Genomic DNA, 24,544 nt, shown 5'->3' on the forward strand with positions numbered 1-24,544 from the left:
GGGAAGCGTAGCGTCCCCTGTATGATTTGGAGCAGACCATGACTGCGAAAAATCACAGCCCTCCGGCAAGGAGCCTTCGGAGAACGCAATGCACCAACCTTTGGGTGGTGTATAATTGCGCCCTTAGTAAACTAAGGGGTTTCCGGCTTCTCACGTTCCAGCAGTTTCTTCAATAGTTCCTGCGTGTCCTGCCTGTGAAAAATGAGTGTCAACAACAGCATGACATCATCATCTGTCAGGCGTTCCGGCTCTTGCAGAAAACTTTCCAGCATACCGCCACGAGTACAGAGCCGGTGTGTCCGTTCTTTTCGGGTAAGCTGCTTTAGCTGGTGCTGCAATGCCTTTTCATCATTGATGGCTTTCCGCAGTTTCTTTTCACTCTTTTCCAACTCTCGGTTGAGCTTTTCCAGCTTTGAGGTATCAGGCAAGGGCAGCGTCCTCCTTTCCCGGTATCAGCACATAAATCCTGTTTGGTTCTCCAACGCCCTGACGCACTCGCATGATCAGTCCGGCGGTTTCCAGTTCATTCAGAGAACGCTTGACCGTCATGGGGCTGCGGAACAGGACTGCGGCAATGGCTGTGACAGGGAAGCAGATAAACAGGATTCCGTTCTCGTCCTCCTGTCCGTTGGATAGCATAGCGTCCAACATCCGGCAGTACATGACCTTTGCGGTGCTGCTGACTGGAAATCCTGTCAACGCTCTGGGAAAGGGCATACAGGGCGGCAACGGTGTGCCTATCGTCATAAATTCAAAATTCATTCGGTGTGTTCCTCCTTTTTCTTTGCTCTTTTGGATAAATAACGGGGGCAGTCAACCACAACCGCCCGGAAGCTCTGCTTGCACCCATGCTTGCATTTCCGGCATAATTCGTTGTAAGTGACACGCCCCCGGTCATTGAGGTAAAAAAGAAAGCTCATGCTTCCTCTTTTTGCTCATTCTCGGCATATTGCGTTTCCTCCCGTTTTAGTGTATAGTTTCGGGGCGATTTTCGGCAAAATTACGGTCATAGAGCCGTCTAAAATCTCCAGAAGTATCAGCAATAGGGTAGACTATCCCCCTATCAGATTGTCGTGTTTCGGTATCATTTCGGTATCAGTTCGCCAGTTCTCCCCGGTGTCGTTCCTCCCCTGAATCTCACAGCGGCGTATTGCTCCCTTTGGTACGCTCGTTTCGGTCAGGGTTCCTCCATATCCCTGCCAAAAGTCATGGCGCTACATCGCCGGGGAAGCATATCCCACACAGGCTGGTCATTCGATTGGAATAATCCATCGATGAACTACCTGTATCATAGAACATTTTTGTGCCCTGTGCCGTATGTCCACAAAGTAGGAATTAAGGGTAAAAATCAGAAATTTCCACGATTGCGGAAAGTATGATATAATCCAGTTAAGCGGCAGTAATGAAACCGCCGGAAAGGAGCGTGCGCCCATGAAAGGAGCGACAAGCATACAGGAACGCCTTTGGGAACTCCGCAAGGACAAAGGCTTAAATCTGGAAGAATTATCAGAGCTGACGGGCATTTCCAAATCAGCTCTTGGCAGTTATGAAAAAGAGGATTATAAGGAAATCAATCATGGCAACCTTATCACGCTGGCAGACTTCTATGGGGTTTCCGTTGATTATCTGCTGTGCCGGACAGAGAACCGGGAGCAGATCAACACGCCACTAACAGAGCTGCATTTGAATGATGAGATGGTGGCACTTCTGAAAGGCGGTCGGATTAACAACCGTCTGCTCTGTGAGCTTGCCACTCATAAGGACTTTATCAAGTTTCTTGCGGACATTGAGATTTATGTAGATGGGATTGCCACCATGCAGATTCAAAACCTCAACGCCCTTGTCGATACTGTCCGGCATGAAATCATTGAACGGTATCGCCCCGGCGAAGACGACCCGCATTTGAAAGTGCTGCAAGCCGCCCATATCAGCGATGATGAATATTTCAGCCACATGGTTCTTGATGACCTCAATCTCATTATCCGGGATATTCGGGAAGCCCACAAAAAGGACAGCGAGAGTGCGCCCCAGACCACCGTTGCCGATGAATTGAAAGAAAATTTGGAAGCGGTTGAAAATTTCAAGGGCAGTCGGGATGAAAAGCTGGTTGTCCTTTACTGCAAGCAGCTCGGCATCAACTATAAAAATCTGTCAGACGAAGAATTTCGCTGGCTCATTCGGATTCTACAAAAATCAAAGAAAACAGGAACTCCTATCAGTCAAAGGAAAAAACGGTAAAGAAAAACCGCTGTTGCATGGTTGTGTTTGCTTCCATGTAGCAGCGGTTGGTGCTATACTTATTCAGTTAAAATTTCAAAGCGATAAAGTGGAATTTATCTTAGAAATTACAGCAATGTTATTTTGATAAACTTTCAAGAATTGAAATATCATGCTTATCTTTATCTCTTAATTCATAACCTGAATGGAAAACTCTTTGGCCTTTTAAGGATATACAAGGAATTGTTTTTCCTTCAAAAAAAGCACTACCAAAGTAATCTTTTTCAAACTCATACCAGCCACCCTCTAAATCAGCTTGTTTTGAAGTTCCGTCCTCACTTAAAACGAACGGGTGAATGTCTAAGTAACCAAGTTCATCACTATATAACTCTATTCTAACCGGTTTCCAGTCTGTATCAATTTTATAGCCCAGATTCAAAAGCACATTTAACAATTTTTCCGTATGTTGAGCATCAAAATTTATATCTATATCTCTATGAATTCTTGTTTGTTTACCAGCTAAAATATCTACACCCCATCCGCCATCCAACCAGTATGTAATTCCAGTATTTTCGAATAATTCTATTACTTTCATTAAATCTTCTTTTGTTGTTATTTCTTTTCTACCCATACAAAGTCTCCTTTACAACTTCTAATTGAACAAAATCGCTGCGCGATGGCCTGCCAAGGCTATGGCGCAGTTTTTCTTTACACTTTAATAAAAAGCAGTGGAAACCAAGTCCTACAAGTAGTATTGTTAAGTCACCACAACCAACAATCAAACAGGATCGACATCCCCACTGCCTATGATAAGAATACCATTGAGCTGCCTTTCTGGCAAGCAGTTTTATTATGCTAATGCTCCTCCATGTAAGCAGTGTTTATACATTTACGATTTACTTTACATGGAGGATTTTATTATGTACGAAGAAATTTTTAATCAGATTAGATCTGCTGCGAATAAACGGAATCTCAAGGATTCCACAATTCATGCATACTGTACCAGTGTTGCTCATTTTTTGAACCACACAGCCAAGGATATAGATGCATTAACAACTGACGATGTTGATACATTCCTAACTGAAAAGAAACTTTCCGGGATTTCACCAGAAACATACAATCACTACCATTCAGGAATCCGCTTCTTTTACAAAAAAGTATTGAAGATGAATTGGGATGATGATGACATACCTCGTATGAAAAGGGACAGAAAGTTACCAGCGGTGCTTACAAAAGCAGAAATATCAGCTATTCTTGATGCTACACCAAATCTGAAGCATAAAGCTATGATCGCTACTATGTATTCAGGTGGACTTCGTGTTTCAGAAGTCACACACCTTCATTATGATGATATTTCACGCACGAACAAAACCATACACATCCGCGATGGAAAAAGCCGATCTGACCGTTATACTTTGCTTGCAGACCGGACGCTTGAAATATTGACAGAATACTGGTTTCAATGTGGCAGGCCAAGAGGGATTCTGTTCCCAAGTTCATGGACAGGGGATTATCTTACAAAAGATAGTGTCATTCAATTTTTTTCGTGAAAGCGCCGAAAGAGCAGGCATTCAAAAACACGTCTCCACACATTGTTTGCGTCATAGTTTTGCAAGTCATCTGTTTGAGTCAGGCTGCGATATAAAATATATTCAGGCTCTTTTGGGACATCGTGATCCAAAATCAACAGAGATTTATCTGCATGTAAGCAATAAAACTCTGCTTGGTATTAAAAGCCCATTTGATGAGATGGGTGGTGAATGATTATGGATAAATCATGTACGATACAGGATGTATTTGAACGGTTCTATCCTTCCTATGAAAAGAGGAGTAACCCTCCTGCTCATCACAGAAAAACGGCTTATCACATCAGAAACTGTAAAACAGGAGTTTTTGGTGTAAATATCAGTGTTTGTGAGGACTGCGGATGTATCAGTGTTCACAACAACTCCTGCAGAAGCAGATGCTGTCCCATGTGCCAGGAGTTTCCGAAAGAGAAATGGATTGATGCACAAAAAGAGAACGTATTGGATGCACCCTATTATCATGTAGTATTCACAGTTCCTGAGGAATTGAATTCCATTATTTACAGCAACCAGAAGCTGTTATATGATGCACTGTATCATGCTGCTTCAGCCACATTGAATGAATTGTCAAAAGATGCAAAGTATCTGGGAGCTGATATAGGGTATATCTGCATTCTTCATACCTGGGGCTCTGCAATGAATTATCATCCTCATATTCATACCATTGTTCTTGGAGGTGGGCTTGATGATGAAAATAAATGGAAAGACACAGGTGGAAATTTTTTTCTCCCATATGGTGTCATCTCAAAAGTGTTCCGTGGAAAATATCTGGATGAGTTAAAAAGCCTGTGGAATGATTCTAAGCTTAAATTTCATGGTACAGCAGAGAAATATCAGAACAGCTATCGTTTTAAAGAACTTCTTGATAAGTGTTATGAAAAGAACTGGGTCACTTACTGTAAAGAAACTTTCAATGGTGCACAGTCGGTTATCAATTATCTTGGAAAATATACCCACAGGATAGCAATCAGTAATCATCGAATCAAATCCATGACGGATACGACAGTTACATATGCAGTAAAAGACTATAAAAACGAAGGCCACTGGAAAGAGAAAACAATTTCAGGAGAAGAATTCATCCGTCGATTCATGATGCATGTTCCACCCAAACGATTTGTCAGAATCCGGCACTATGGTCTGCTATCATGTAGAAACAAGAGAAAAAAGATAACTCTCTGCAGAAACCTGCTTGGATGCAAGAAATACATTTCTACATTAAAAAATCTAAATGCAGTAGAAATGATAAAGGTTTTGTATCACATTGATGTATGCAAATGTTCTTCTTGCGGAGGGAATATGGTATCACCCCGCAAAGATAAATACAGTTCTTCTTTTCATGCACATATGAGATGTTAAAATCTACAATTGCATAGAATAAATGGCTTCCGCATAGGAGGTTTGTTTGTCATGCCTGAAATTGATTTCTTGAATAAAAAAACTTTTACCAAAACACCCAGTATGATAAACTTAAGGAAAAGAGCAACGATTGAATCCCCATAGCTATCGGCTAAAGGGACGCGACTTTGTTCACCAAGGTAAAATCGAAATTGATGTAAACGAAAGGGCAGTTTTTATCAGAACTCAAGGCTGCTTTTTCGTTTACACCAACTCCGATTGTTTCCTTAACAGTTTGTAATAATCATTCTACCATACCGTTATGAATAAATCATCTCATGTAAAACAATTTCTTCTGCCCGGTTGTGAATGTTATTGCAACGCTGCACCCATTCCATTTGACGGGTACGCTTCAATTCCTCGGTCACGCCCTCGGCAGCTTTCATCTGCTCCATGATGGTGTCTAACCGTTTCTGTGCCTGTTCGTTCAGGTCTGCAAGATATGTCCACAATTCCCCGGTCAGGGTCAATGTGTGTAATCTGGCTGGGCAGACTTCTCTTAAATATTCCCGGTGCATCCGTCCGTACTTTCCGATGGGGCGGTGTTCCTCCGGCAACTTCAAGTCCGGGATGTAGTAATCTCCAACAAGGATATAATCAATTCCGTTTTCTTTTATTCTTGGTTTCAATTCGCTCATGTTCCTTACCTCCTGTGGAAGCAGGCTCGTCTGGTACTAACTCAATCACATCGGTAATCTCACAATTCAGCGTTTCGCAGATACGGGCTAATGTATCCATGCTGATGTGCTTTCCCTCTTTGCTCATGTTGGCAATCATATTTGTTGTCATACCAGCGGCAAGCCTTAAATCCTCTTTTCTCATATCACGCTCTAACAGTGTGTGCCAGAGTGGTTTATAGCTGATGTGCATATTGTTTTCCTGCCTTTCTATCCATACCACCGGAGCGGCTGCCCCGGCAGGAACTTTTCTCTTATTATAGCACCAATCTTGTGAAATCACAATTTATTCTTGTAGCCTGCCGCTGATACCGTCTGGATTGGCTTTTCCTTTCTTTTTGTTCCCTTTAATTAGCCATGAACTGCTTCATGCCCTGGGACTTTGCTGATGTGTGATAAAGAAGTAGTAGAAGTGTAAAAAATTTTGCCGTTCCTATCCGGCGTTTGCGCATTGCGCCGGATAGGTCGGGCGGTCATTCGGGCAGGTCTACCTTGCCAACGAAAGAGTAATAAATATCAATGTCCTGTCTGCGTGTGCCGTTCTCGTCATAGCTGCACTCATGCACAACGATTTTCTCCACAAACTCACGCAAAAGGGTAGGGGTAAGTTCTTCAAAGCTGGTGTACTTGCGGACAACATTCATAAACTTTTCTGCGTTTACCGTGGCTTCCTGCGCTTTGGAAAGCTCTGCCCGGATAGCGGCGGCTCTCTCTTTCAGTTCTTTCTGCTCGGCTTCATAGTCTGCCGACAGCTCCGTGAAACGCTCGTCTGAAATGCGCCCGGTCACGCTGTCCTCATACAGCCGCTTGAAGATAGCGGATAACTCGCTGATACGCTTCTCGGCGGCTTCCAGCTCCTTTTTCCTTGCGGCGTTCCTGCGCTTGCCCCCGTCCTCGTTCTGCTCGATCAGCAGCTTCATAAACCGGGCTTCGTGCTTCGCTGCATAGCTGGTGACTTTCCGCAGATTGTCGGTCACTCCGGCGGTCAACAGGTCGGTGCGGATAAAGTGCGCCGTACAGTCACGGGTACGCTTCTTGTAGCTCCCGCAGATATAACAATCCTGCTTGCGGGTGGCGTTCTGGTAACGCTGCTGGTAAAGGACGCTGCCGCAGTCGGCACAAAAGAGTATGCCGGAGAATAAGCCCACTTCATCATAGCGGTTCGGGCGTTTGCGCTGCTTGCGTAACTCCTGCACACGCTCCCACATCTGGGTGTCAATGATAGGCTCATGGTGGTTCTCGAAAATCGCCTGTTTCTCAATGGGGTTCTCTACGCTGTGCTTGGTCTTGTAGGACGGCTTCTCCGTCTTGAAGTTTACCAGACAGCCCGTGTACTCCCTGTTTTCAAGGATATGTACCACGGTATTGGTCGCCCACTTGCACTCATAGCCGGGGTGGTAGCGGCGGGTGCTTCCCGTCCGACGGTATTCCAGCGTTCCCGGCGTGGGGATCTCCTGCTCTGTGAGCATACGGGCTATCTTGGTCGGCCCGTTCCCGGCAAGGCACAAGCTGTAAATCTGCCGCACAACAGGGGCGGCTTCCCCGTCAATGATAAAATTTTCGTCCTCGTCCATAAAGTAGCCGTATACGGGTTTGCTCGTGACGGGCTTCCCGCTCATACCCTTAGACCGTTTTACTGCTTTGATTTTCTTGCTCGTATCTCTCACCAGCCATTCGTTGAACATACGCTGTTCGGGAAGGCGAAACGTAAACAGCAAAAAAATCCAGTATTCATGCGTGTTTGCGGCGAGATGGCTCTCGTTTGGATAGCTCTCTTTCGGACGGACGGGAGGCTGAAAATCACAATCACACATCTGTTTTCTGGGAGAATGACGGTCACAGGCGTTCATTCTCCCTTTTGCGTTTCCTGCCGCATTTTACAGGAGGAAACGAACATGGAAGAAGCAAAAGCCCCGGTGAGGCGGGGCGCAAAATCAGCGAAGGAGGCTGCGCCGCTTCCGCAGGAAGAACGGATCGTGAAGCTGCCCCTGACGGCGCTGCACGACTTCCCCAATCACCCCTTCAAGGTGCGGGACGACGAGGCCATGCTGGAAACGGCGGAGAGCATCCGGCAGTACGGCGTACTCGTCCCTGCCATCGTCCGCCCCCGCAAGGACGGCGGATATGAGATCGTGGCGGGACACCGCCGCAAGCATGGCAGCGAGCTGGCGGGGCTTCAAAATCTGCCCTGCATCGTCCGTGAGATGGACGACGACACCGCCACCATCCTCATGGTGGACAGCAACATCCAGCGGGAGAATATCCTGCCCTCTGAACGGGCGCAGGCGTATAAAATGAAGCTGGAGGCTATCCGCCGCAAGGCTGGCAGACCGGCAAAAACAGAGGAAAAGGCGGATGAAAATAATTCGCCGCAAGTTGCGGCGAATTTCCGGGCAGATGACACAGTTGCAAAAGATGCCGGTATCAGTGGCGACACCGTGCGCCGCTACATCCGCCTGACAGAACTTTCCCCGGAGCTTCAGCAGATGGTGGACGAGAAAAAGATCGGCATGACCCCTGCCGTGGAAATCTCCTACCTCAAGCCGGAGGAACAGCAGATGCTACTCACCGCCATCGATAGCGAGCAGGCCACGCCCTCGCTCTCACAGGCGCAGCGGATGAAGAAGCTCTCCCGCGAGGGAAAGCTCAACGACGATTCCATGCTGGACATCATGATGGAGCAGAAAAAGCCGGAGGGGTATAACGTCGTCCTCTCGGCGGACAAGCTCCGCAAATACTTCCCGCGCTCCTATACGCCCCAGCGGATGGAGGAAACCATCCTCAAGCTGCTGGACGCATGGCTGCGCAAGCGCCAGCGGGAGCAGAGCAGATAACCGAATACACCATGACACGACCGGGCAGAGAGCTTTCTTTGCCCGGTTTTGTCATATCCAAAGGACCGAACAGGAGGCAAACCATGTATATCAATACCTTCAAATACAATCCGGAGGACGTTGCCTGCGTCCTCTGCGCCGAATACGTTAAAAAGCTGGGATGCACGGCGCTGTCCTGCCCCTGCCTTGCCGAGCGCATGGAGGCAGGGGTCGTGGGCTACGCGGAGGCCGTGGCGGAACTGTTCCCGCTGCACCCCCGCCTGACGCCGCGCATCCTCCGTCTTGTCGCCGGCTTCCCCGGCTCGCTGTGGCAGGACGAACAGCACAAGCGCCGCTTCACCTCTCTCCGCACCCTGCTGGGCTACCGGAAAAAGCGGGATACGCCGGTATTCCTTGGCGCGCTGTACCTGCTGACCTCCAACAAGGAGATCGGGGACAGGAGCTTCAACTGCTTCACCAAGGGCGGCATCGACTTCCGCTACGCCCGCCGGCGCGGTATTTCCCAGCACGACTACACGCTGCTTATGGGGGCAAAGAGCCTCTACTGCGGCACAGACGAGGTGACGAAGGGCGACCTTGCAGAGCCGCAGATCGTCGGTGACGAAGCATTTCGGCTGCTCATCAACGCCCTGCTCATCGCGCGGTACGGCGAGGACGCCCTTCGGATCGCATCGCAGCAGGGGCAGCGGGAGTTCATAAAGCGCCGCGCGTTCCGGCGCGGCGGCTTCCTCCCTTCTGCGCCGCTGACCGGGAGGTGAGGACGGTGGCCGTTTTTCGGGTAGAAAAGAACCACAACTACACCGTCATGTCAAACTACCACCTGCGGGACACCGCCCTGACCCTCAAGGCCATCGGGCTGCTGTCCAAGATGCTCTCCCTGACCGACGAGTGGGATTATACCACCCGTGGGCTTGCCGCCATCTGCAAGGAGGGCGTGGACGCCATCGGCGCGGCGCTCAAGGAGCTGGAATCGCACGGCTACCTTGTACGCCGCCAGCTCAGGGACAGCCGCGGGCGCATCACCGACACCGAGTACACCATCTACGAATCCCCGCATCCGCCCTTGCCGGATACGGCTTCACCAGATACGGAAAACCCGTATCTGGATACCCCGGATACGGCGGAGCCATATACGGAAAAGCCCGCGCAATTAAATAAAGATAGAAGAAGTAAAGAAAAAGAAATACCAAATGGATTAAGTACGGACATATCAAATCCTGATCCTATCTATCTCCCGGCCCCCTTGCAGGGCGCGGGATATGACAGGATGGGATACGAGGAAGCGCGAGAGATCGTCAAAGATAATATCGAGTACGACATTCTCGTGCAGGACCCGCAGCAGGACAAGGAGCAGCTTGACGAGGTGGTGGATCTCATGGCGGAAACCCTCTGCTCCCGCAGACAGACCATCGTGGTGGCCGGGGACGAGTATCCGGCAGAGATGGTGAAGGAAAAGCTGCTGCGCGTCAACTCCATGCACATCGGCTACGTCTTTGACTGCCTGAAGCAGAACACCACCTACGTCCGCAACATCAAGAAATACCTGCTTGCCTCGCTGTTCAACGCTCCCAGCACCATGGGCAGCTACTATTCCGCCCTCGTCAACCACGATATGTACGGCGACGGGCTGCGGGGCAAGAGCTGAATATGACCGAAAAAGGAGGGATGACCCATGCAGGAGGAAGTGGAAAACAGAGCGGTCACGCTGGTCATCAGCGCAACCAAGCTCACGGCGCGGCTGCTGAAGGCCGCCATTCTCAAATACCTTGCCAGCCGCAAGGAGAAAAAGCTAGCAAAGGCGCGCGCCGCGCCGGAGAAACCCACCGGCAAGCAGACGGTGAAGCAGCTCATCGGACAGAATCAGGGCGTGTCCAACATCGAGATCACCGACAGCAATATCAAATCCTTTGAGCGCGTGGCGCGGAAATACGGCGTGGATTTTGCTCTGAAAAAGGATAAGTCCGGGGATATTCCCAAATACCTTGTTTTCTTCAAGGCCCGCGACGCCGACGCTTTGACGGCGGCCTTCAAGGAGTACACGGCAAAGGAGGTCAGGCGCGCCTCCAAGGACCGCCCCTCCGTGCTGGAGCAGCTCCGTGCGCTCAAGGCGAAGCTGCTGACCCTCACGCCGGACAAGTCCCGGAGCAAGGATAAGGGGCTGGAGCTATGAAAACCGTAAACATCAAAAAAGCCATTCTGCCCAATCTGCCGTATGCCTTCATCGCCCTCTACGCCACCAAATTAGGGCAGGCTGCGCGGCTAAGCCCGGGCGCGGACTTTTCAGCAAAGGCGCTGCACATCATGGAGGGCTTCGCCGCCGCGTTCCAATCGGTGCTGCCCAGCTTTCACCCCATCGACCTGTGCGTGGGCGTTGCAGCTGCCCTGCTCATCCGTCTGGCGGTGTACGTTAAGGGAAAGAACGCCAAGAAGTACCGCAAAAATGTAGAATACGGGTCGGCCCGCTGGGGCAATTCCGACGATATACGCCCCTACGTCGATCCCGTGTTTGAAAACAACATCATCCTCACCCAGACAGAGCGGCTGACCATGAACAGCCGCCCCAAAGACCCAAAGACAGCGCGCAACAAAAACGTGCTGGTCATCGGTGGCTCTGGCTCAGGCAAGACGCGCTTTTTCATCAAGCCAAATCTCATGCAGTGTACCTCCGACTCCCGGCCGGTTTCCTTCGTCGTCACCGACCCGAAGGGCGGACTGATCTGCGAGGTCGGCCATTTGCTCAGGTGCAACAAGTATCGCATCAAGGTGGTAAACACGATCAACTTCAAAAAGAGTATGCACTATAACCCCTTCGCCTACATCCACAGCGAGAAGGACATTTTGAAGCTGGTCACGACCCTCATCGCCAACACGCAGGGGGACGGCAAGAGCGGCGATGATTTCTGGCGCAAAGCGGAAACCCTGCTCTACACCGCCCTCATCGGCTACCTCTGGTACGAAGCGCCGGTAGAGGAGCAAAACTTCGCCACCCTCATTGAGATGATAAACACCATGGAGGTGCGGGAGGACGATGAGGAGTTCAAAAACCCTGTCGATCTGATATTTGAGGAGCTGGCAAGCCGGGACCCCGGCCACTTCGCCGTGCGCCAATATGCCAAATACCGCTTAGCGGCGGGCAAGACGGCAAAAAGTATTCTAATTAGCTGCGGCGCGCGCCTCGCTCCCTTCGACATTCAGGAGCTGCGGGAGATCACGGCGTATGACGAGCTGGAGCTGGACACGCTGGGCGACCGGAAAACGGCGCTGTTCATCATCATCTCTGACACCGATGATACCTTCAATTTCCTCGCCAGTATGATCTATACCCAGCTTTTCAATCTCCTGTGCGACAAGGCGGACGATGTGTACGGCGGCAGGCTGCCTGTCCATGTGCGCTGCCTCATCGACGAGTGCGCCAACAGTGTGACACGTTCTACGCCGAAAACGGTGGGAATAACCGACAAAAGCGTAGCCTAAAGTCACAAATAATTTAATAAATGTGGTTTTAGAGAACTGCATAACTGAAATTTCAAATGAAGGGGTAACGCCCTGAAGGGAATTCACTAATACTCCGAATAGCGTTAGTCGGATACAGACGATTAAGGTTATAAGCTCGGGGAAGTCGTGCGAAGCACACCCTAACACTGCAAGGTGAGGAAAGGTTTGTAGAGGTACAAGCTGTGTGTGACAGTGCGGGTGGGGTTGCCATATGGTTAGAATGACCAGTAAGGCGGTCTGACAAAATTCCGAATGTACGGCTCTAAACGAATGGCTGGCAGAAATGCCAGTGTACCAGTAGGTACGCAAGTGGGGTAAAGTAAAAGTTGTTAGTATGAAATACCCTCTGTGTTTACAGGACACAGGTATCTATAAAGATAATACTTGCAGGGCTAAAGGAATGACCTAAGTGACAACAATCCTAAGTTATGTGGAACGTGGAAAGCAACCAATACGGGAACTGACTGTATCAGTGACAAAGTACCGTAGTTGTGTCGAAAAGGAAAGGTATAAAGGAATCCTTTCTACAATAAGCACATTTATGGTTGTGAGAGTAGTGGCACAGTACCGATGAAACCGTGATAATAAGCGGTGGAGGGATAGCCACAAGCCGATACTAAGATTTCCTTTATGTCTATATAGTAATCACCAAATGGAGATTTTCATAGCTGTCGAGGTGAGACGAAGAAAAAATCATTCTCCAATAAGGAGTTGGTTACTATGGCAAAACGAATTGTAAATAAAGCAGAAAGAAATGCAGAAAGATATGACGCAAAAGAAACTGGATATCAGTTATATGAAGGCAGTCTGAAAGGTAATAAATTTGACAGGCTTATGCCCCTGATAGTATCAGAGCAGAATATCATACTTGCATATCGGAATATCTGCAAAAATAACGGGAGCAAAACCCCTGGAACAGATGGGAAGACAATAACAGAAATTCAGTCACTCCCAATCGAAACGGTCATTAAAACCGTCAGAAATAAATTGAACTTTTATCAGCCTAAAAAGGTCCGGCGTGTAGAAATACCAAAAGACAATGGAAAAACCAGACCATTAGGAATCCCAAGTATATGGGATAGACTGATACAGCAATGTATTCTGCAAATACTGGAACCGATTTGTGAAGCAAAATTTCATGAACGAAATAATGGGTTCAGACCATACAGGTCAACGCAAAATGCGATTGCTCAATGCTATAAAATGGCACAGTTGCAAAATCTGCATTTTGTAGTAGATGTGGACATTGTTGGATTCTTTGACAATATTGACCATAATAAGCTGATTCGGCAGTTGTGGGGACTTGGAATACAGGACAGGAAACTGATTATGATAATCAAACAGATGCTAAAAGCAGAAATCCTGTTTAATGACATTGTAATTACCCCGGAAACAGGTACACCACAGGGGGGATTTTATCCCCACTTCTTGCAAAATGTAGTATTGAATGAGCTGGACTGGTGGATTGCTAATCAATGGGAGATGTTTAAAGTCAAAGATGGAAAATCCGGACTGGAATTTTACAGGACTGATAAGGAGGGAAATATCCTCACAATAGACAGGTCACCAAAGTGGAAAAAGCTGAGGGAAAAGACAGAACTTAAAGAAATGTACATCGTAAGGTATGCAGACGATTTTAAGATATTCTGTCGGGACTATGTAACAGCTAAGAAAGCCATGTATGCAACAAAACTATGGCTTGCAGAACATTTACATCTGCAAACAAGTGATGAGAAATCTGGAATCACAAACTTGCGTAAGAACTATACAACTTTTCTTGGAATCAAATTTAAAGTTGTTCCAAAAGGTGATAAATGGATAATCCGTTCACATATAGCCGACAAAAGTAAAGATAAGGTTATCAATAAGCTGCGGACTGTCTGGAAAGATATCAAAAATCCAAGCAAGCAAAGCGAAATTGATAAAAACATAAGTCTTTACAATTCAATGGTTATGGGTATGCACAATTATTATTGTATGGCAACAATGGTATCAGCAGATTTTGCAGAAATCGCCTATAAAGTGAATGGGAAAAGTAACGGTATGAACCACAATAACCGATGTTTTCCGATAACAAAAACGGGTGAGATAACCAGTAAATTTATCCAACAAAAGTATGGAAAGTCAAAGCAGTTCCGATGGATAAAAGGAAGAATGATTATTCCAGTAGGGTATGTGGCGTATGAATATCCAAAATACAAAAGGCGGGAAGTCAATAAATATGTGAGGAAGTATTCAGACATCGAAAACTGTATCAGTTATGATGTTATGAAATATATGATGGGAAATGCACATCTTTATCCGACCTTGGAGATGGCAGATAATGCCCTTTCAAGGTATATAGCACAAAAAAGGAAAATGTGCAGTAACACACAATGCCCTGTCAATAACAGACATGGTATGTATACACATAAAACCGTGCAAAGGTGAGCGAAATGACACATATAGGAATTTGATAATTTTATCCAAAGATGTGTCAAAATTGGTTGATGCAACAGAAAATAAAGTAATAAAGAAACTGTTGCAGAATTTAACATTGACCGTGGAAATGCAAGAAAAAATAAACAAACTCCGAAAATACAGGGAGTTGGAAGAAATACAATTCGAGGACTATATAGGCACTAAAATGTAATCTTAGTCGGTGGAACGCCGTGTGATGGGAAACTATCACGCACGGTGTGGAGTGGGGGGAAAAGCCCGAGGTGGTAACACCAGAGGCTTACCTATCACTATTCGGGCAGATTCCCAAGCTGGAGAAGCTCATGGCTACCATCCGCAGCCGCGAGATCTCCGCCTGCCTTGTTTTGCAGGCACAGAGCCAGCTCAAGGCGCTCTACAAGGACAACTGCGACACCATCATCGGCAACTGCGATAGTTCCGTGTTCCTCGGCGGCAAGGAGCCGACCACATTAAAGGAGCTGTCTGCCGCGCTGGGCAAGGAAACCATTGACACCTTCAATACCGGCGAAAGCCGCGGCAGAGAGGTTTCCCACAGTCTGAACTATCAGAAGCTCGGCAAGGAGCTGATGAGCCAGGACGAGCTTGCGGTGCTGGGCGGCGGCAAGTGCATCTTGCAGCTTCGCGGCGTGCGCCCCTTCCTCTCGGATAAATACGACGTCACCCAGCACCCCAACTACAAGTACCTCTCGGACGCGAATCCCAAGAACGCCTTTGACATTGAGAAATTCCTCTCCACAAAGCTCAAGCTGAAGCCGGAGGAGGAATTTGAGGTTTTTGACGCGGGCGCGGCCGCAGGTTCAGAATTCGCCTGATTTGGCGGATTTTTATATATAGACCAGACACCCATTCCGTAAAGGAGGACGCCGACAATGCAGCAGACACACGCGAAACGCAAAGTCGGAGGAAAGCACAACCGAAAATTTGAAAGGAGAAGCCGGAATCGACAGCCGCACACGGCGGCCAGCTCATTCCGGCTTTGCGGTTTCCATCGTAAAAACCATAAAGAAACGATTCCGGCACATAAAATATGGATTTCTTCAATAGCGCAGTCGATGTTTTGCAAACTTTGGTCATCGCCCTTGGCGCAGGTCTCGGAATCTGGGGCGTTATTAACCTGCTGGAAGGATACGGAAACGACAATCCGGGGGCTAAATCGCAGGGCATGAAACAGCTTATGGCGGGCGGCGGTGTCGCCCTGATTGGCGTCATCCTCGTGCCGCTGCTCAAGGGCCTGTTCGGTTAAGCCGTACAGTGCCGCACACTGAAACCCTTCGCCCCTGCCCGCCCTCTGCGGGCGGGGGCGGGAAAGGAGGGCCATCCCATTGGATTTGATATGGGAAAAATTCACCGAATGGCTCAAGGAGCTGCTGGTGGGCGGCATCATGGATAACCTCACCGGCCTCTTTGATAACGTCAACGCCAAGGTCGCGGAGGCGGCAGGACACATCGGCAGCACCCCGCAGGCGTGGAACGCCGACATTTACAGCATGATCCGCTCCCTCTCGGACAACGTGATACTGCCCATCGCCGGCGTGATCCTCGCCTTCGTCATGACGCTGGAGCTGATACAGCTTATCGCGGACCGCAATAACCTCCACGACATCGACACATGGGTATTCTTCCGCTGGGTATTCAAGACGGCGGCTGCCGTGCTCATCGTGTCCAACACATGGAATATCGTCATGGGCGTATTCGAGGCGGCGCAGAGCGTGGTCAACCGCGCCTCCGGCCTTATCGTGGGCAACACCTCCATCAACCTTGCCGACCATATCGCGGACCTTGAGGCGCGGCTGCTGGAGATGAACGTGTGGACGCTTTTGGGGCTGTGGCTGCAATCCTTCGTGGTGGGCTTCTCCATGTGGGCGCTGACCATCTGCATCTTTATCATCATCTACGGGCGCATGATCGAGATTTACCGCGCGTCCAGAAGCGCCGCTTTTCATCCAAAGGCGGTGCGCGGACATTTTGGGAATCCGGCTTTAGCAAGCCGGTAAAGAAAAGTATCAAAGACGTGAAACGCGTCACTTTAGCGTCATCCGATTTACCCCGGAGGGAAACCACAAGGGGGACAATAGCGTATCGGAAAAATCGCGAGTTGGGAAAACCATCTACCCACGACTGAGCGGCAAGACGCAACATTGTGAATGAGGAGCAAGGCTAAACTGCTTTAAGGGTAGTCCGAGGCGGGATACTCGACCCGGCGGCGCAGGATGGTTGTATTCGCCGTATGTCATAGCGGAATGTGACAGGTAAACACAGACCGCACGATACTTATGACAGCCAGCCGCAGTAAGCGGAAAAGGACGAAAACCCACTACCGACATCACAATACGCTTATCCCAAAGTGTCTAACTGGAGATTGCCTAAACCGGAACGCCGGAACTATCCGGCTATGCGTAATGCCGCAAGGCGATAAATTTCAAGGGGTAAAAACCCAAGAAAGATGACGCTGAATATCCGGCATGGCAACGGAGCCTCCGTAGTAGTCCGAGGGCGGGAAAGCCGTCTACATGGCGAAGGGAGGCAGGATGTCAACCAATTCATAAAAAGGAAAGGTGCGTGAGGCATTATGAGAAGTCCTGAAAATGTGTTGGAAAGCCTAAAATCCAAGGCGTGTAACAAGAGTTACAAGTACGAGCGGTTATACCGCAACCTGTACAATCCACAATTCTATCTGCTGGCATATCAGCGGATACAGGCGAAACCAGGCAACATGACAGCCGGAACAGACGGCAAAACCATTGACGGAATGGGAATGGCAAGGATAAACGCCCTCATTGAAAAGATGCGGGATTTTAGTTATCAGCCTAACCCGGCAAGGAGAACGTATATCCCGAAATCCAATGGGAAAATGCGTCCTCTGGGGATACCGTCATTCGACGATAAACTGATACAGGAGGTGGTGCGGCTCATCTTGGAGAGTATTTATGAGCCAACCTTTAGCGACTATTCCCACGGTTTCCGTATAAACAGAAGCTGTCATACGGCACTCAAATATGTGCAGAAATATTTTACGGGGACAAAGTGGTTCGTTGAGGGGGATATAAAGGGCTGTTTTGACAACGTAGACCATCATGTGTTGATTGCTATTTTGCGAAAGCGGATTGCAGATGAATATTTCATCGGTCTGCTCTGGAAGTTCTTGAAAGCTGGATATATGGAGGATTGGAATTACCACAATACTTATTCCGGAACTCCGCAAGGCTCCATCATCAGCCCTATCCTGGCAAACATCTACATGAACGAACTGGACAGTTATATGGCAGAGTATGCAGAGAAATTCAACGGCGGAAACCGCCGTAAAATCAATCCTGCGTTCAAGAAGAAATTGGATGTCTGCCGAGGAAAAGAACAAAGGCTTAAAAGAAATATCTCTAAAATGAGCGTGGAAGAAAAAGAGGGCTTAATTGCAGAAATCCGGGAACTTCGGCGTAGTCTGAAATCTATACCGTATAGCGACCAGATGGACGATAGCTATAAACGGCTTTGCTATATCCGATACGCCGATGATTTCTTAATCGGAGTTATCGGCAGCAAAGAGGACGCAGAACAGATTAAACAAGATGTAGGCTACTTTATCCGGGACAAACTCCATCTGGAAATGTCCGAGGAAAAGACATTGATTACTCATGGACACGACGCTGCGAAGTTCTTGGGATATGAGGTCACAATCGCCAAAGGCGAACACAACAAAAAGACCAAAACCGGGGCTACCAGACGGGTAAACAATGGAAAAGTCTTACTTTATGTTCCCCATGATAAGTGGGTAAAACGATTGTTCTCCTACAATGCCCTCAAGATTAAATATGACAAACAAAATGGAAACAAAGAGGTTTGGGAGCCTGTCCGGCGCACTCGCCTGTTGCACTTGGACGATTTGGAAATCCTAAACCAATACAACGCAGAAATCCGTGGATTGTATAACTACTACCGACTTGCAAACAACGTGTCTGTACTCAATAACTTCTACTATGTAATGAGATACAGTATGCTCAAAACCTTTGCTGGAAAATATCGGACACGAATCAGCAGAATTATCCGCAAGTACCGTCAAGGAAAAGATTTTGTTGTGGAATATCCGAAGAAAAACGGCAAGGTCGGAAAGGTATTGTTTTACAATAATGGGTTCCGCCGGGACACTAAAGTAGAAAGCGGAAATCCTGATATAGTAGCAAGAATTTTTGAGAATTATGGGCGTAATAGCCTTATAAAAAGACTGCAAGCAAACAGGTGTGAGTGGTGTGGCGCAGAGAATGTGCCGCTTGAAATACACCATATACGAAAACTCAAAGATTTAAGTGGCAGAAAACAATGGGAAATCGCCATGATTGGGCGTAAGCGCAAGACAATGGCACTCTGCATTGACTGTCACGATAAGTTACACGCAGGAAAGTTAGACTGACATCTGGAGAGCCGGATACATCGAGAGGTGTAAGTCCGGTTCGGAGGGGAGTTCTCGGAAACCTGCCATAGTGATATGGTAAGGCGCCGGGTTCTTACCCTACTTGTCACCAGCATCGCGCCCATCCCCATGGCCACCATGATGGGCAAGGAATGGGGCGGCATGGGGCAGAATTATCTCCGCTCCCTGTTGGCTTTGGCGTTTCAGGGCTTTCTCATCATCATCTGCATCGCCATCTATGCGGTGCTGGTACAGAATATGCTCATAGACGACAACATTTCCACGGCCATCTGGCTGTGCATGGGCTACACGGTGCTGCTCTGCTTCACCCTGTTCAAAACCAGCAGTCTCGCAAAGTCAATTTTCAACAGTCATTGACGGAGGTAAAGCAATATGGCATACGTTCCCGTACCCAAAGACCTGAACGCGGTCAAGACCAAGGTGCTGCTGAACCTGACGAAGCGCCAGCTCATCTGCTTCGGCGCGGGCGCGGCGCTGGGCGTTCCGCTGTTCTTCCTGCTCAAAGCCCATACCGGCGTCAGCACGGCGGCCATCTGCATGATCCTGCTCATGCTGCCCTTTTTCCTGCTGGCCATGTATGAGAAGAACGGACAGCCCCTTGAAAAGATCGTCCGCAACATCGTGCAGGTCTGCTTCCTGCGCCCCAAGCAGCGCCCCTACGCAACCAATAATTTCTACGCCGTTCTGGAACGGCAGGACAATTTAGACCGGGAGGTGTATCGCATTGTCCACCAGCACAAAACTCACCCGCGCCGAACGCAGGCAGATCGAGGCCGCCATCGCAAGAGCGAAGCGGCAGGATAAGAAACAGAAATCCGCACAGGACAGCATCCCGTTTCAGCGGATGTTCCCCGACGGCATCTGCCGCGTAACGGACAGCTACTACACGAAAACCGTCCAGTTTCAGGACATCAACTATCAGCTCAACCAGAACGAGGACAAGACCGCCATCTTTGACGGCTGGTGCGACTTCCTCAACTACTTCGACAGCTCCGTGCGCTTTCAGCTCTCCTTCGTGAATATGTCCGCCAACAAGGACAATTACGCAAGGTACATCACCATCTCGCCGCAGGGCGACGATTTTGACAGCATCCGTCTGGAATATACCCAGATGCTCCAGAACCAGCTTGCCCGCGGCAACAACGGCCTCATCAAGACCAAGTACCTGACCTTCGGCGTGGAGGCGGATGGGCTGAAAGCGGCAAAGCCCCGCTTAGAGCGCATCGAAACGGACATCCTCAACAACTTCAAGCGCCTCGGCGTGGCGGCGGAGCCCATGAACGGCACGGAACGGCTGCGGCTGCTGCACGGGATGCTGCACATGGACGAGCAGGAGCCGTTCCGCTTCTCGTGGGACTGGCTGGCACCCTCCGGGCTTTCGGTCAAGGACTTCATCGCGCCCAGCTCCTTTGAGTTCCGCACCGGGCGCTCCTTCGGCGTCGGCAGGCGCATCGGCTGCGCCAGCTTCTTGCAGATTTTAGCCCCCGAACTCAACGACCGGATGCTGGCGGATTTCCTCGACATGGAAAGCTCCCTCATCGTCAGTATGCACGTCCAGTCCGTGGATCAGGTCAAGGCCATCAAGACCATCAAGCGCAAGATCACGGATTTGCAGAAAATGACCATTGAGGAGCAGAAAAAGGCCGTTCGCGCCGGATACGACATGGACATCATCCCCTCGGACCTTGCCACCTACGGCACGGAGGCGAAGAAGCTGCTGCAAGACCTGCAAAGCCGCAACGAGCGTATGTTTTTGCTGACCTTCATCGTGGTCAATACGGCGGGCAGCCGCCGGCAGCTTGACAACAACGTGTTTCAGGCGGTCTCCATCGCCCAGAAGTACAACTGCCAGCTTACCCGCCTTGATTTCCGGCAGGAGGAGGGGCTGATGAGCAGCCTCCCGCTGGGGCTGAACCAGATCGAGATACAGCGGGGCTTGACCACATCAAGCGTCGCTATTTTTATCCCCTTTACCACGCAGGAGCTGTTTCAGGACGGCAAGGAAGCTCTGTACTGCGGGCTGAACGCCCTCTCAAACAACCTCATTATGGTAGATCGCAAGCGTCTCAAGAACCCCAACGGCCTCATCCTTGGCACTCCCGGCAGCGGCAAGAGCTTTGCGGCGAAGCGGGAGATCGCCAATGTGTTCCTCGTCACCGACGATGACATCATCATCTGCGACCCCGAAGCTGAATACGGGCCGCTGGTGGAGCGTCTGCACGGGCAGGTCATTAAAATCTCCCCCACAAGCCCGCATTACATCAACCCCATGGACTTGAATCTCAATTACAGCGACGATGAAAACCCGCTGAGCCTGAAATCCGACTTCATCCTCTCCCTCTGCGAGCTGATCGTGGGCGGAAAGGACGGCCTCATGCCGGTGGAAAAGACCATCATCGACCGCTGTGTGCGCATGGTGTACCGGGATTATCTCAGCGACCCGAAGCCGGAGAATATGCCGATTCTGGAGGACTTGTATAACGAGCTGCGGCGGCAGGAGGAAAAAGGAGGCGCAGTACATCGCCACGGCTTTGGAAATCTACGTTTCCGGCTCTCTCAACGTGTTCAACCACCGCACCAACATCAACATTGAAAACCGCATCGTCAGCTTCGACATCAAGGAGCTGGGCAAGCAGCTCAAGAAGATCGGGATGCTCATCGTGCAGGACGCTGTGTGGAATCGAGTGACCGTCAACCGGGAAGCCCACAAATCCACCCGCTACTACATTGACGAAATGCACCTTTTGCTGCGCGAGGAGCAGACCGCCGCCTACACCGTGGAGATTTGGAAGCGCTTCCGCAAGTGGGGAGGCATTCCCACCGGCATCACCCAGAACGTCAAAGACCTGCTCTCCTCCCGCGAGGTGGAGAACATCTTTGAAAACAGCGATTTCATCCTCATGCTCAATCAGGCCAGCGGCGACCGGCAGATTCTCGCCAAACAGCTCAATATCTCCCCTCATCAGCTCTCGTATGTCACCCACAGCGGTGAAGGCGAAGGGCTGCTTTTTTACGGCAACGTTATCCTGCCCTTCGTAGACCGCTTCCCCCGCGGGGAACTCTATGACCTACTTACCACCAAGCCACAGGAGCAGACTGCATAACAAAACAAGAAAGGAATTGCACGATGGAAAACAAACTGATGATTTTTGAAAACAACGCCTTTGGAAAGGTGCGAACGCTGAACCTCAACGGCGAGCCGTGGTTCGTAGCGGCGGATGTGTGCAAAGCGCTGGAACTGGGGAATCCGAGCATGACGGTTGAGCGTCTGGATGATGATGAAAAGGGTATCAGTACTATTGATACCCTTGGCGGGAAACAGCGCATGGCAATCATCAACGAACCCGGGCTGTATTCGCTGGTGATCACCTCCCGCAAGCCGGAGGCAAAGGCGTTCAAGCGCTGGATCACCCATGAGGTCATTCCTGCCATCCGCAAGCACGGCGCGTACATGACGAAATCCGTGTTGGAGCAGGTGCTGGAAAACCCGGAGCTGGTGCTGCTCATGGCGCAGCGGATGCTGGAGGAACAGCGGAAGAACGAGCTGCTTCAGCAGGAGCTGCGGCTGGCAAAGCCCAAGGCGGACTTCTACGATGCGTTCATCCACCCGGAGTGTTGCACCAATCTCCGCGCCACCGCAAAGGAGCTGAAGGTGCCGGAGAAAATGTTCACCGCGTTCCTCATCCGCAAGCGCTATCTCTACCGCGCGCCCTCCGGTACGCTGCTGCCCTATGCCAAGCCCGCCAGCGACGGCCTGTTCTTCGTAAAGGACTATATCGCCGTCAACGGGCATCAGGGGGTATATACCCTTGTCACGCCCAAGGGCAAGACCCTGTTCCTCTCCATGCTGGACGAGATCGCCTGACCTGATTCTACTATAAATAATGTAAAGGAGAGCATCACAATGGAAAAAGAAAATCTGTACCTGATCCACGGCGAGGACTATCTGCGCCACATCGAGGAAAAGCTGGAGCTGCTGTGGATGGCGACCATCCTCATGCACTACATCAAAAACGGAGCCGAGAAGGACAGCTATCTGGACCTGGTACGCAGATCCACCCCTCGACTTTGACGAGCGCTGCGAGGAGATGTTCAGTTCTTGGGGCATGGCGCTCAATTACCTCAAGTCCCGTGACCTTGCGGACCTGTCCGACCTCATCGAAAACGACCTGATTGAGCCGGAATACGCCGGTTATGTCCCTGCGGAAAATCCCTGCTGCCCCGGCGAACGCTGCTGCGAGTATGCCGAGCGCATGGAGCGCGAATACACCGCAGAGCGTGAGGCGGACGAGGACAATGAGGACGCCGACGTATTTGAGTATGACGGAGAACCGGCCATATCTGAGCTGACCGGCGTGTGCAGGGACATCCTCACGGCTGTCGAGGGGCTTACCTCGCTTCTAAGGGATGAGTTCGACTATGCAGGCTGACCGCATTTACTGCGGCGACGCCCTGACCGTGCTGAAAACCCTGCCGGACAATTCCGTGAACTGCTGCATCACCTCGCCGCCGTACTACGCACTGCGGGATTACGGCGTGGACGGGCAGATCGGACGGGAGGAAACCCCGGCGCTGTATGTGGAGCGCCTGACTTCCATTTTCCGGGAGGTCAGGCGCGTTCTCACGCCGGACGGAACACTCTGGCTCAATATCGCGGACACCTATGCCGGAAAGGGCAATCAGGGCGAAGCCCTCGACCCCAAGTACCCCAACGGCAGGACCGGTCAGGCGGTCGCCCTCAACGGCAAGGTGGAGGGCTGCAAGGCAAAGGACATGATCGGCATCCCGTGGCTGCTGGCGTTCGCGCTGCGCGCAGACGGCTGGTATCTGCGCTCGGACATCATCTGGATGAAAGCGAACCCCATGCCGGAAAGCACCAAGGACAGGCCAAGCCGCTGCTATGAGCATATTTTCCTGCTGTCCAAGTCCCGCCGCTACTATTATGATGCCGCTGCCATCGCGGAGCCGGTTGCGGCCTCCACTCCTGCGCGGATGAAGCGCGGATTTGGTGCAGGCAACAAGTATTCCGCGGATATTCCCGGTCAGAAGCACCAACACCTCAACGACCATCGCCCGAACGGGTACGCCGATGAGGACATCCCGCAGCTTCGCAACAAGCGCGACGTCTGGCAGATCAACACCGTGCCGTACAAGGGCGGGCATTTCGCCGCTTTCCCGCCAAAGCTGGCGGAAACCTGCCTGCTGGCAGGCTGCCCGCCCGGAGGCATGGTGCTGGATCCCTTCCTCGGCTCCGGCACTACGGCGGCGGTGGCAAAGCAGCTCGGACGGCACTACATCGGCATTGAGCTGAACCCGGAATACTGTAAGCTGGCGGAGAAACGGATCGGAGGTGTCGCGGTATGAACGCCTACACCCGGCAGGATCTGAGCGTCATGCAGGCGTGGCCGCTGGAGCGGAAAATTCGCGTGACGCAGGCGAAGATCATCGAGTGGTATC

General features: G+C 50.3%; 19 protein-coding genes and 8 pseudogenes. 20 read left to right on the forward strand and 7 right to left on the reverse strand.

Going from position 1 to position 24,544, the window contains the following annotated elements; translation table 11 throughout:
• Positions 1-131: 131 nt before the first annotated feature.
• From RJD28_17150 to RJD28_17160, 3 genes and pseudogenes are all read right to left on the reverse strand, one after another.
• Positions 132-428, reverse strand: coding sequence for a DUF3847 domain-containing protein (locus RJD28_17150; GenBank protein WNV57874.1), 297 nt, complete (start codon positions 426-428; stop codon positions 132-134).
• Positions 421-762, reverse strand: coding sequence for a DeoR family transcriptional regulator (locus RJD28_17155; GenBank protein WNV57875.1), 342 nt, complete (start codon positions 760-762; stop codon positions 421-423). Before RJD28_17155 ends, RJD28_17150 begins: the two co-directional genes overlap by 8 nt.
• A pseudogene (locus tag RJD28_17160) lies at positions 759-948 on the reverse strand (hypothetical protein). Before RJD28_17160 ends, RJD28_17155 begins: the two are co-directional and overlap by 4 nt.
• A gap of 483 nt (positions 949-1,431) precedes the next feature.
• Between RJD28_17160 and RJD28_17165 the strand changes: the two are divergent.
• Positions 1,432-2,238 (forward strand): helix-turn-helix transcriptional regulator, encoded by an 807-nt coding sequence (locus RJD28_17165; protein WNV57876.1) that lies wholly within the window; start codon positions 1,432-1,434, stop codon positions 2,236-2,238.
• Positions 2,239-2,356: 118 nt separating this feature from the next.
• Here the strand turns inward: RJD28_17165 and RJD28_17170 are convergent, their stop codons facing one another.
• Positions 2,357-2,848, reverse strand: coding sequence for an aminoglycoside adenylyltransferase (locus tag RJD28_17170; protein WNV57877.1), 492 nt, complete (start codon positions 2,846-2,848; stop codon positions 2,357-2,359).
• A 289-nt stretch (positions 2,849-3,137) separates the two neighbouring features.
• Here RJD28_17170 and RJD28_17175 point away from each other — a divergent pair.
• Together RJD28_17175 and RJD28_17180 are read left to right on the forward strand one after the other, a co-directional pair.
• Positions 3,138-3,981 (forward strand): annotated as a pseudogene (locus RJD28_17175) (tyrosine-type recombinase/integrase).
• The gene (locus tag RJD28_17180; GenBank protein WNV57878.1) at positions 3,978-5,159 is read left to right on the forward strand and encodes an IS91 family transposase; all 1,182 of its coding nucleotides are present in this window, start codon (positions 3,978-3,980) and stop codon (positions 5,157-5,159) included. Before RJD28_17175 ends, RJD28_17180 begins: the two are co-directional and overlap by 4 nt.
• A 299-nt stretch (positions 5,160-5,458) precedes the next feature.
• Here RJD28_17180 and RJD28_17185 read toward each other — a convergent pair whose 3' ends face one another.
• The 3 genes and pseudogenes from RJD28_17185 to RJD28_17195 form a co-directional block, all read right to left on the reverse strand.
• On the reverse strand, positions 5,459-5,836 hold the full coding sequence (locus RJD28_17185; GenBank protein ID WNV57879.1) for a TnpV protein: 378 nt from the start codon (positions 5,834-5,836) through the stop codon (positions 5,459-5,461).
• Complete coding sequence (locus RJD28_17190; GenBank protein WNV57880.1) at positions 5,796-6,158, reverse strand: helix-turn-helix domain-containing protein; 363 nt, start codon at positions 6,156-6,158, stop codon at positions 5,796-5,798. Before RJD28_17190 ends, RJD28_17185 begins: the two co-directional genes overlap by 41 nt.
• A gap of 190 nt (positions 6,159-6,348) precedes the next feature.
• Positions 6,349-7,560: pseudogene (locus tag RJD28_17195) on the reverse strand (DUF4368 domain-containing protein).
• A 210-nt stretch (positions 7,561-7,770) separates the two neighbouring features.
• On the opposite strand from RJD28_17195, the gene RJD28_17200 reads away from it, so the two are divergent.
• From RJD28_17200 to RJD28_17280, 17 genes and pseudogenes are all read left to right on the forward strand, one after another.
• A complete protein-coding gene (locus RJD28_17200) occupies positions 7,771-8,709 on the forward strand; it encodes a ParB/RepB/Spo0J family partition protein (GenBank protein WNV57881.1) in 939 nt (312 codons plus the stop codon).
• An 83-nt stretch (positions 8,710-8,792) separates the two neighbouring features.
• Positions 8,793-9,467: a hypothetical protein gene (locus tag RJD28_17205; protein WNV57882.1), complete on the forward strand. Its 675-nt coding sequence runs from the start codon at positions 8,793-8,795 to the stop codon at positions 9,465-9,467.
• A 5-nt stretch (positions 9,468-9,472) separates the two neighbouring features.
• Positions 9,473-10,354 (forward strand): DUF6017 domain-containing protein, encoded by an 882-nt coding sequence (locus RJD28_17210; protein ID WNV57883.1) that lies wholly within the window; start codon positions 9,473-9,475, stop codon positions 10,352-10,354.
• Positions 10,355-10,381: 27 nt separating this feature from the next.
• A complete protein-coding gene (locus tag RJD28_17215; GenBank protein WNV57884.1) occupies positions 10,382-10,879 on the forward strand; it encodes a PcfB family protein in 498 nt (165 codons plus the stop codon).
• A pseudogene (locus RJD28_17220) lies at positions 10,876-12,126 on the forward strand (type IV secretory system conjugative DNA transfer family protein). Before RJD28_17215 ends, RJD28_17220 begins: the two are co-directional and overlap by 4 nt.
• Positions 12,127-12,924: 798 nt before the next feature.
• Positions 12,925-14,634 (forward strand): group II intron reverse transcriptase/maturase, encoded by a 1,710-nt coding sequence (gene ltrA, locus RJD28_17225; GenBank protein WNV57885.1) that lies wholly within the window; start codon positions 12,925-12,927, stop codon positions 14,632-14,634.
• A 305-nt stretch (positions 14,635-14,939) separates the two neighbouring features.
• Positions 14,940-15,476 (forward strand): annotated as a pseudogene (locus RJD28_17230) (TraG/TraD/VirD4 family protein).
• A 215-nt stretch (positions 15,477-15,691) separates the two neighbouring features.
• Entirely contained in the window at positions 15,692-15,907 is a 216-nt protein-coding gene (locus RJD28_17235; GenBank protein WNV57886.1) for a Maff2 family protein, read from the forward strand.
• A 79-nt stretch (positions 15,908-15,986) separates the two neighbouring features.
• Positions 15,987-16,580: pseudogene (locus RJD28_17240) on the forward strand (CD0415/CD1112 family protein).
• A gap of 653 nt (positions 16,581-17,233) precedes the next feature.
• Positions 17,234-19,066: a reverse transcriptase domain-containing protein gene (locus RJD28_17245; protein WNV57887.1), complete on the forward strand. Its 1,833-nt coding sequence runs from the start codon at positions 17,234-17,236 to the stop codon at positions 19,064-19,066.
• An 87-nt stretch (positions 19,067-19,153) separates the two neighbouring features.
• Positions 19,154-19,444: pseudogene (locus tag RJD28_17250) on the forward strand (hypothetical protein).
• Between the two features lie 15 nt (positions 19,445-19,459).
• A complete protein-coding gene (locus tag RJD28_17255) occupies positions 19,460-19,891 on the forward strand; it encodes a PrgI family protein (GenBank protein WNV57888.1) in 432 nt (143 codons plus the stop codon).
• Positions 19,812-22,191 (forward strand): annotated as a pseudogene (locus tag RJD28_17260) (ATP-binding protein). Before RJD28_17255 ends, RJD28_17260 begins: the two are co-directional and overlap by 80 nt.
• A gap of 23 nt (positions 22,192-22,214) precedes the next feature.
• Positions 22,215-22,952, forward strand: a complete 738-nt coding sequence (locus tag RJD28_17265; GenBank protein ID WNV57889.1) for a BRO family protein — start codon at positions 22,215-22,217, stop codon at positions 22,950-22,952.
• A gap of 39 nt (positions 22,953-22,991) precedes the next feature.
• Positions 22,992-23,159 carry a hypothetical protein gene (locus RJD28_17270; protein ID WNV57890.1) on the forward strand — a complete coding sequence of 56 codons (168 nt, stop codon included), beginning with the start codon at positions 22,992-22,994 and terminating at the stop codon, positions 23,157-23,159.
• Between the two features lie 16 nt (positions 23,160-23,175).
• Positions 23,176-23,517, forward strand: coding sequence for a hypothetical protein (locus RJD28_17275; GenBank protein WNV57891.1), 342 nt, complete (start codon positions 23,176-23,178; stop codon positions 23,515-23,517).
• Positions 23,495-24,451, forward strand: a complete 957-nt coding sequence (locus RJD28_17280) for a site-specific DNA-methyltransferase (protein ID WNV57892.1) — start codon at positions 23,495-23,497, stop codon at positions 24,449-24,451. The genes RJD28_17275 and RJD28_17280 overlap by 23 nt, the downstream gene beginning before the upstream one ends.
• Positions 24,452-24,544: the final 93 nt, after the last annotated feature.

This window comes from Oscillospiraceae bacterium NTUH-002-81 (genome assembly GCA_032620915.1).
In the GTDB taxonomy this organism is placed as follows: Bacteria; Bacillota; Clostridia; order Lachnospirales; family Lachnospiraceae; genus JAGTTR01.

Bases quoted from the DNA above. Each gene is read 5' to 3' on its own strand.
- RJD28_17155 (WNV57875.1), bottom strand. From the start codon at position 762: ATGAATTTTGAATTTATGACGATAGGCACACCGTTGCCGCCCTGTATG.
- RJD28_17165 (WNV57876.1), top strand. From the start codon at position 1,432: ATGAAAGGAGCGACAAGCATACAGGAACGCCTTTGGGAACTCCGCAAG.
- RJD28_17170 (WNV57877.1), bottom strand. From the start codon at position 2,848: ATGGGTAGAAAAGAAATAACAACAAAAGAAGATTTAATGAAAGTAATA.
- RJD28_17180 (WNV57878.1), top strand. From the start codon at position 3,978: ATGATTATGGATAAATCATGTACGATACAGGATGTATTTGAACGGTTC.
- RJD28_17185 (WNV57879.1), bottom strand. From the start codon at position 5,836: ATGAGCGAATTGAAACCAAGAATAAAAGAAAACGGAATTGATTATATC.
- RJD28_17200 (WNV57881.1), top strand. From the start codon at position 7,771: ATGGAAGAAGCAAAAGCCCCGGTGAGGCGGGGCGCAAAATCAGCGAAG.
- RJD28_17205 (WNV57882.1), top strand. From the start codon at position 8,793: ATGTATATCAATACCTTCAAATACAATCCGGAGGACGTTGCCTGCGTC.
- RJD28_17215 (WNV57884.1), top strand. From the start codon at position 10,382: ATGCAGGAGGAAGTGGAAAACAGAGCGGTCACGCTGGTCATCAGCGCA.
- ltrA (WNV57885.1), top strand. From the start codon at position 12,925: ATGGCAAAACGAATTGTAAATAAAGCAGAAAGAAATGCAGAAAGATAT.
- RJD28_17235 (WNV57886.1), top strand. From the start codon at position 15,692: ATGGATTTCTTCAATAGCGCAGTCGATGTTTTGCAAACTTTGGTCATC.
- RJD28_17245 (WNV57887.1), top strand. From the start codon at position 17,234: ATGAGAAGTCCTGAAAATGTGTTGGAAAGCCTAAAATCCAAGGCGTGT.
- RJD28_17255 (WNV57888.1), top strand. From the start codon at position 19,460: ATGGCATACGTTCCCGTACCCAAAGACCTGAACGCGGTCAAGACCAAG.
- RJD28_17265 (WNV57889.1), top strand. From the start codon at position 22,215: ATGGAAAACAAACTGATGATTTTTGAAAACAACGCCTTTGGAAAGGTG.
- RJD28_17270 (WNV57890.1), top strand. From the start codon at position 22,992: ATGGAAAAAGAAAATCTGTACCTGATCCACGGCGAGGACTATCTGCGC.
- RJD28_17275 (WNV57891.1), top strand. From the start codon at position 23,176: ATGTTCAGTTCTTGGGGCATGGCGCTCAATTACCTCAAGTCCCGTGAC.
- RJD28_17280 (WNV57892.1), top strand. From the start codon at position 23,495: ATGAGTTCGACTATGCAGGCTGACCGCATTTACTGCGGCGACGCCCTG.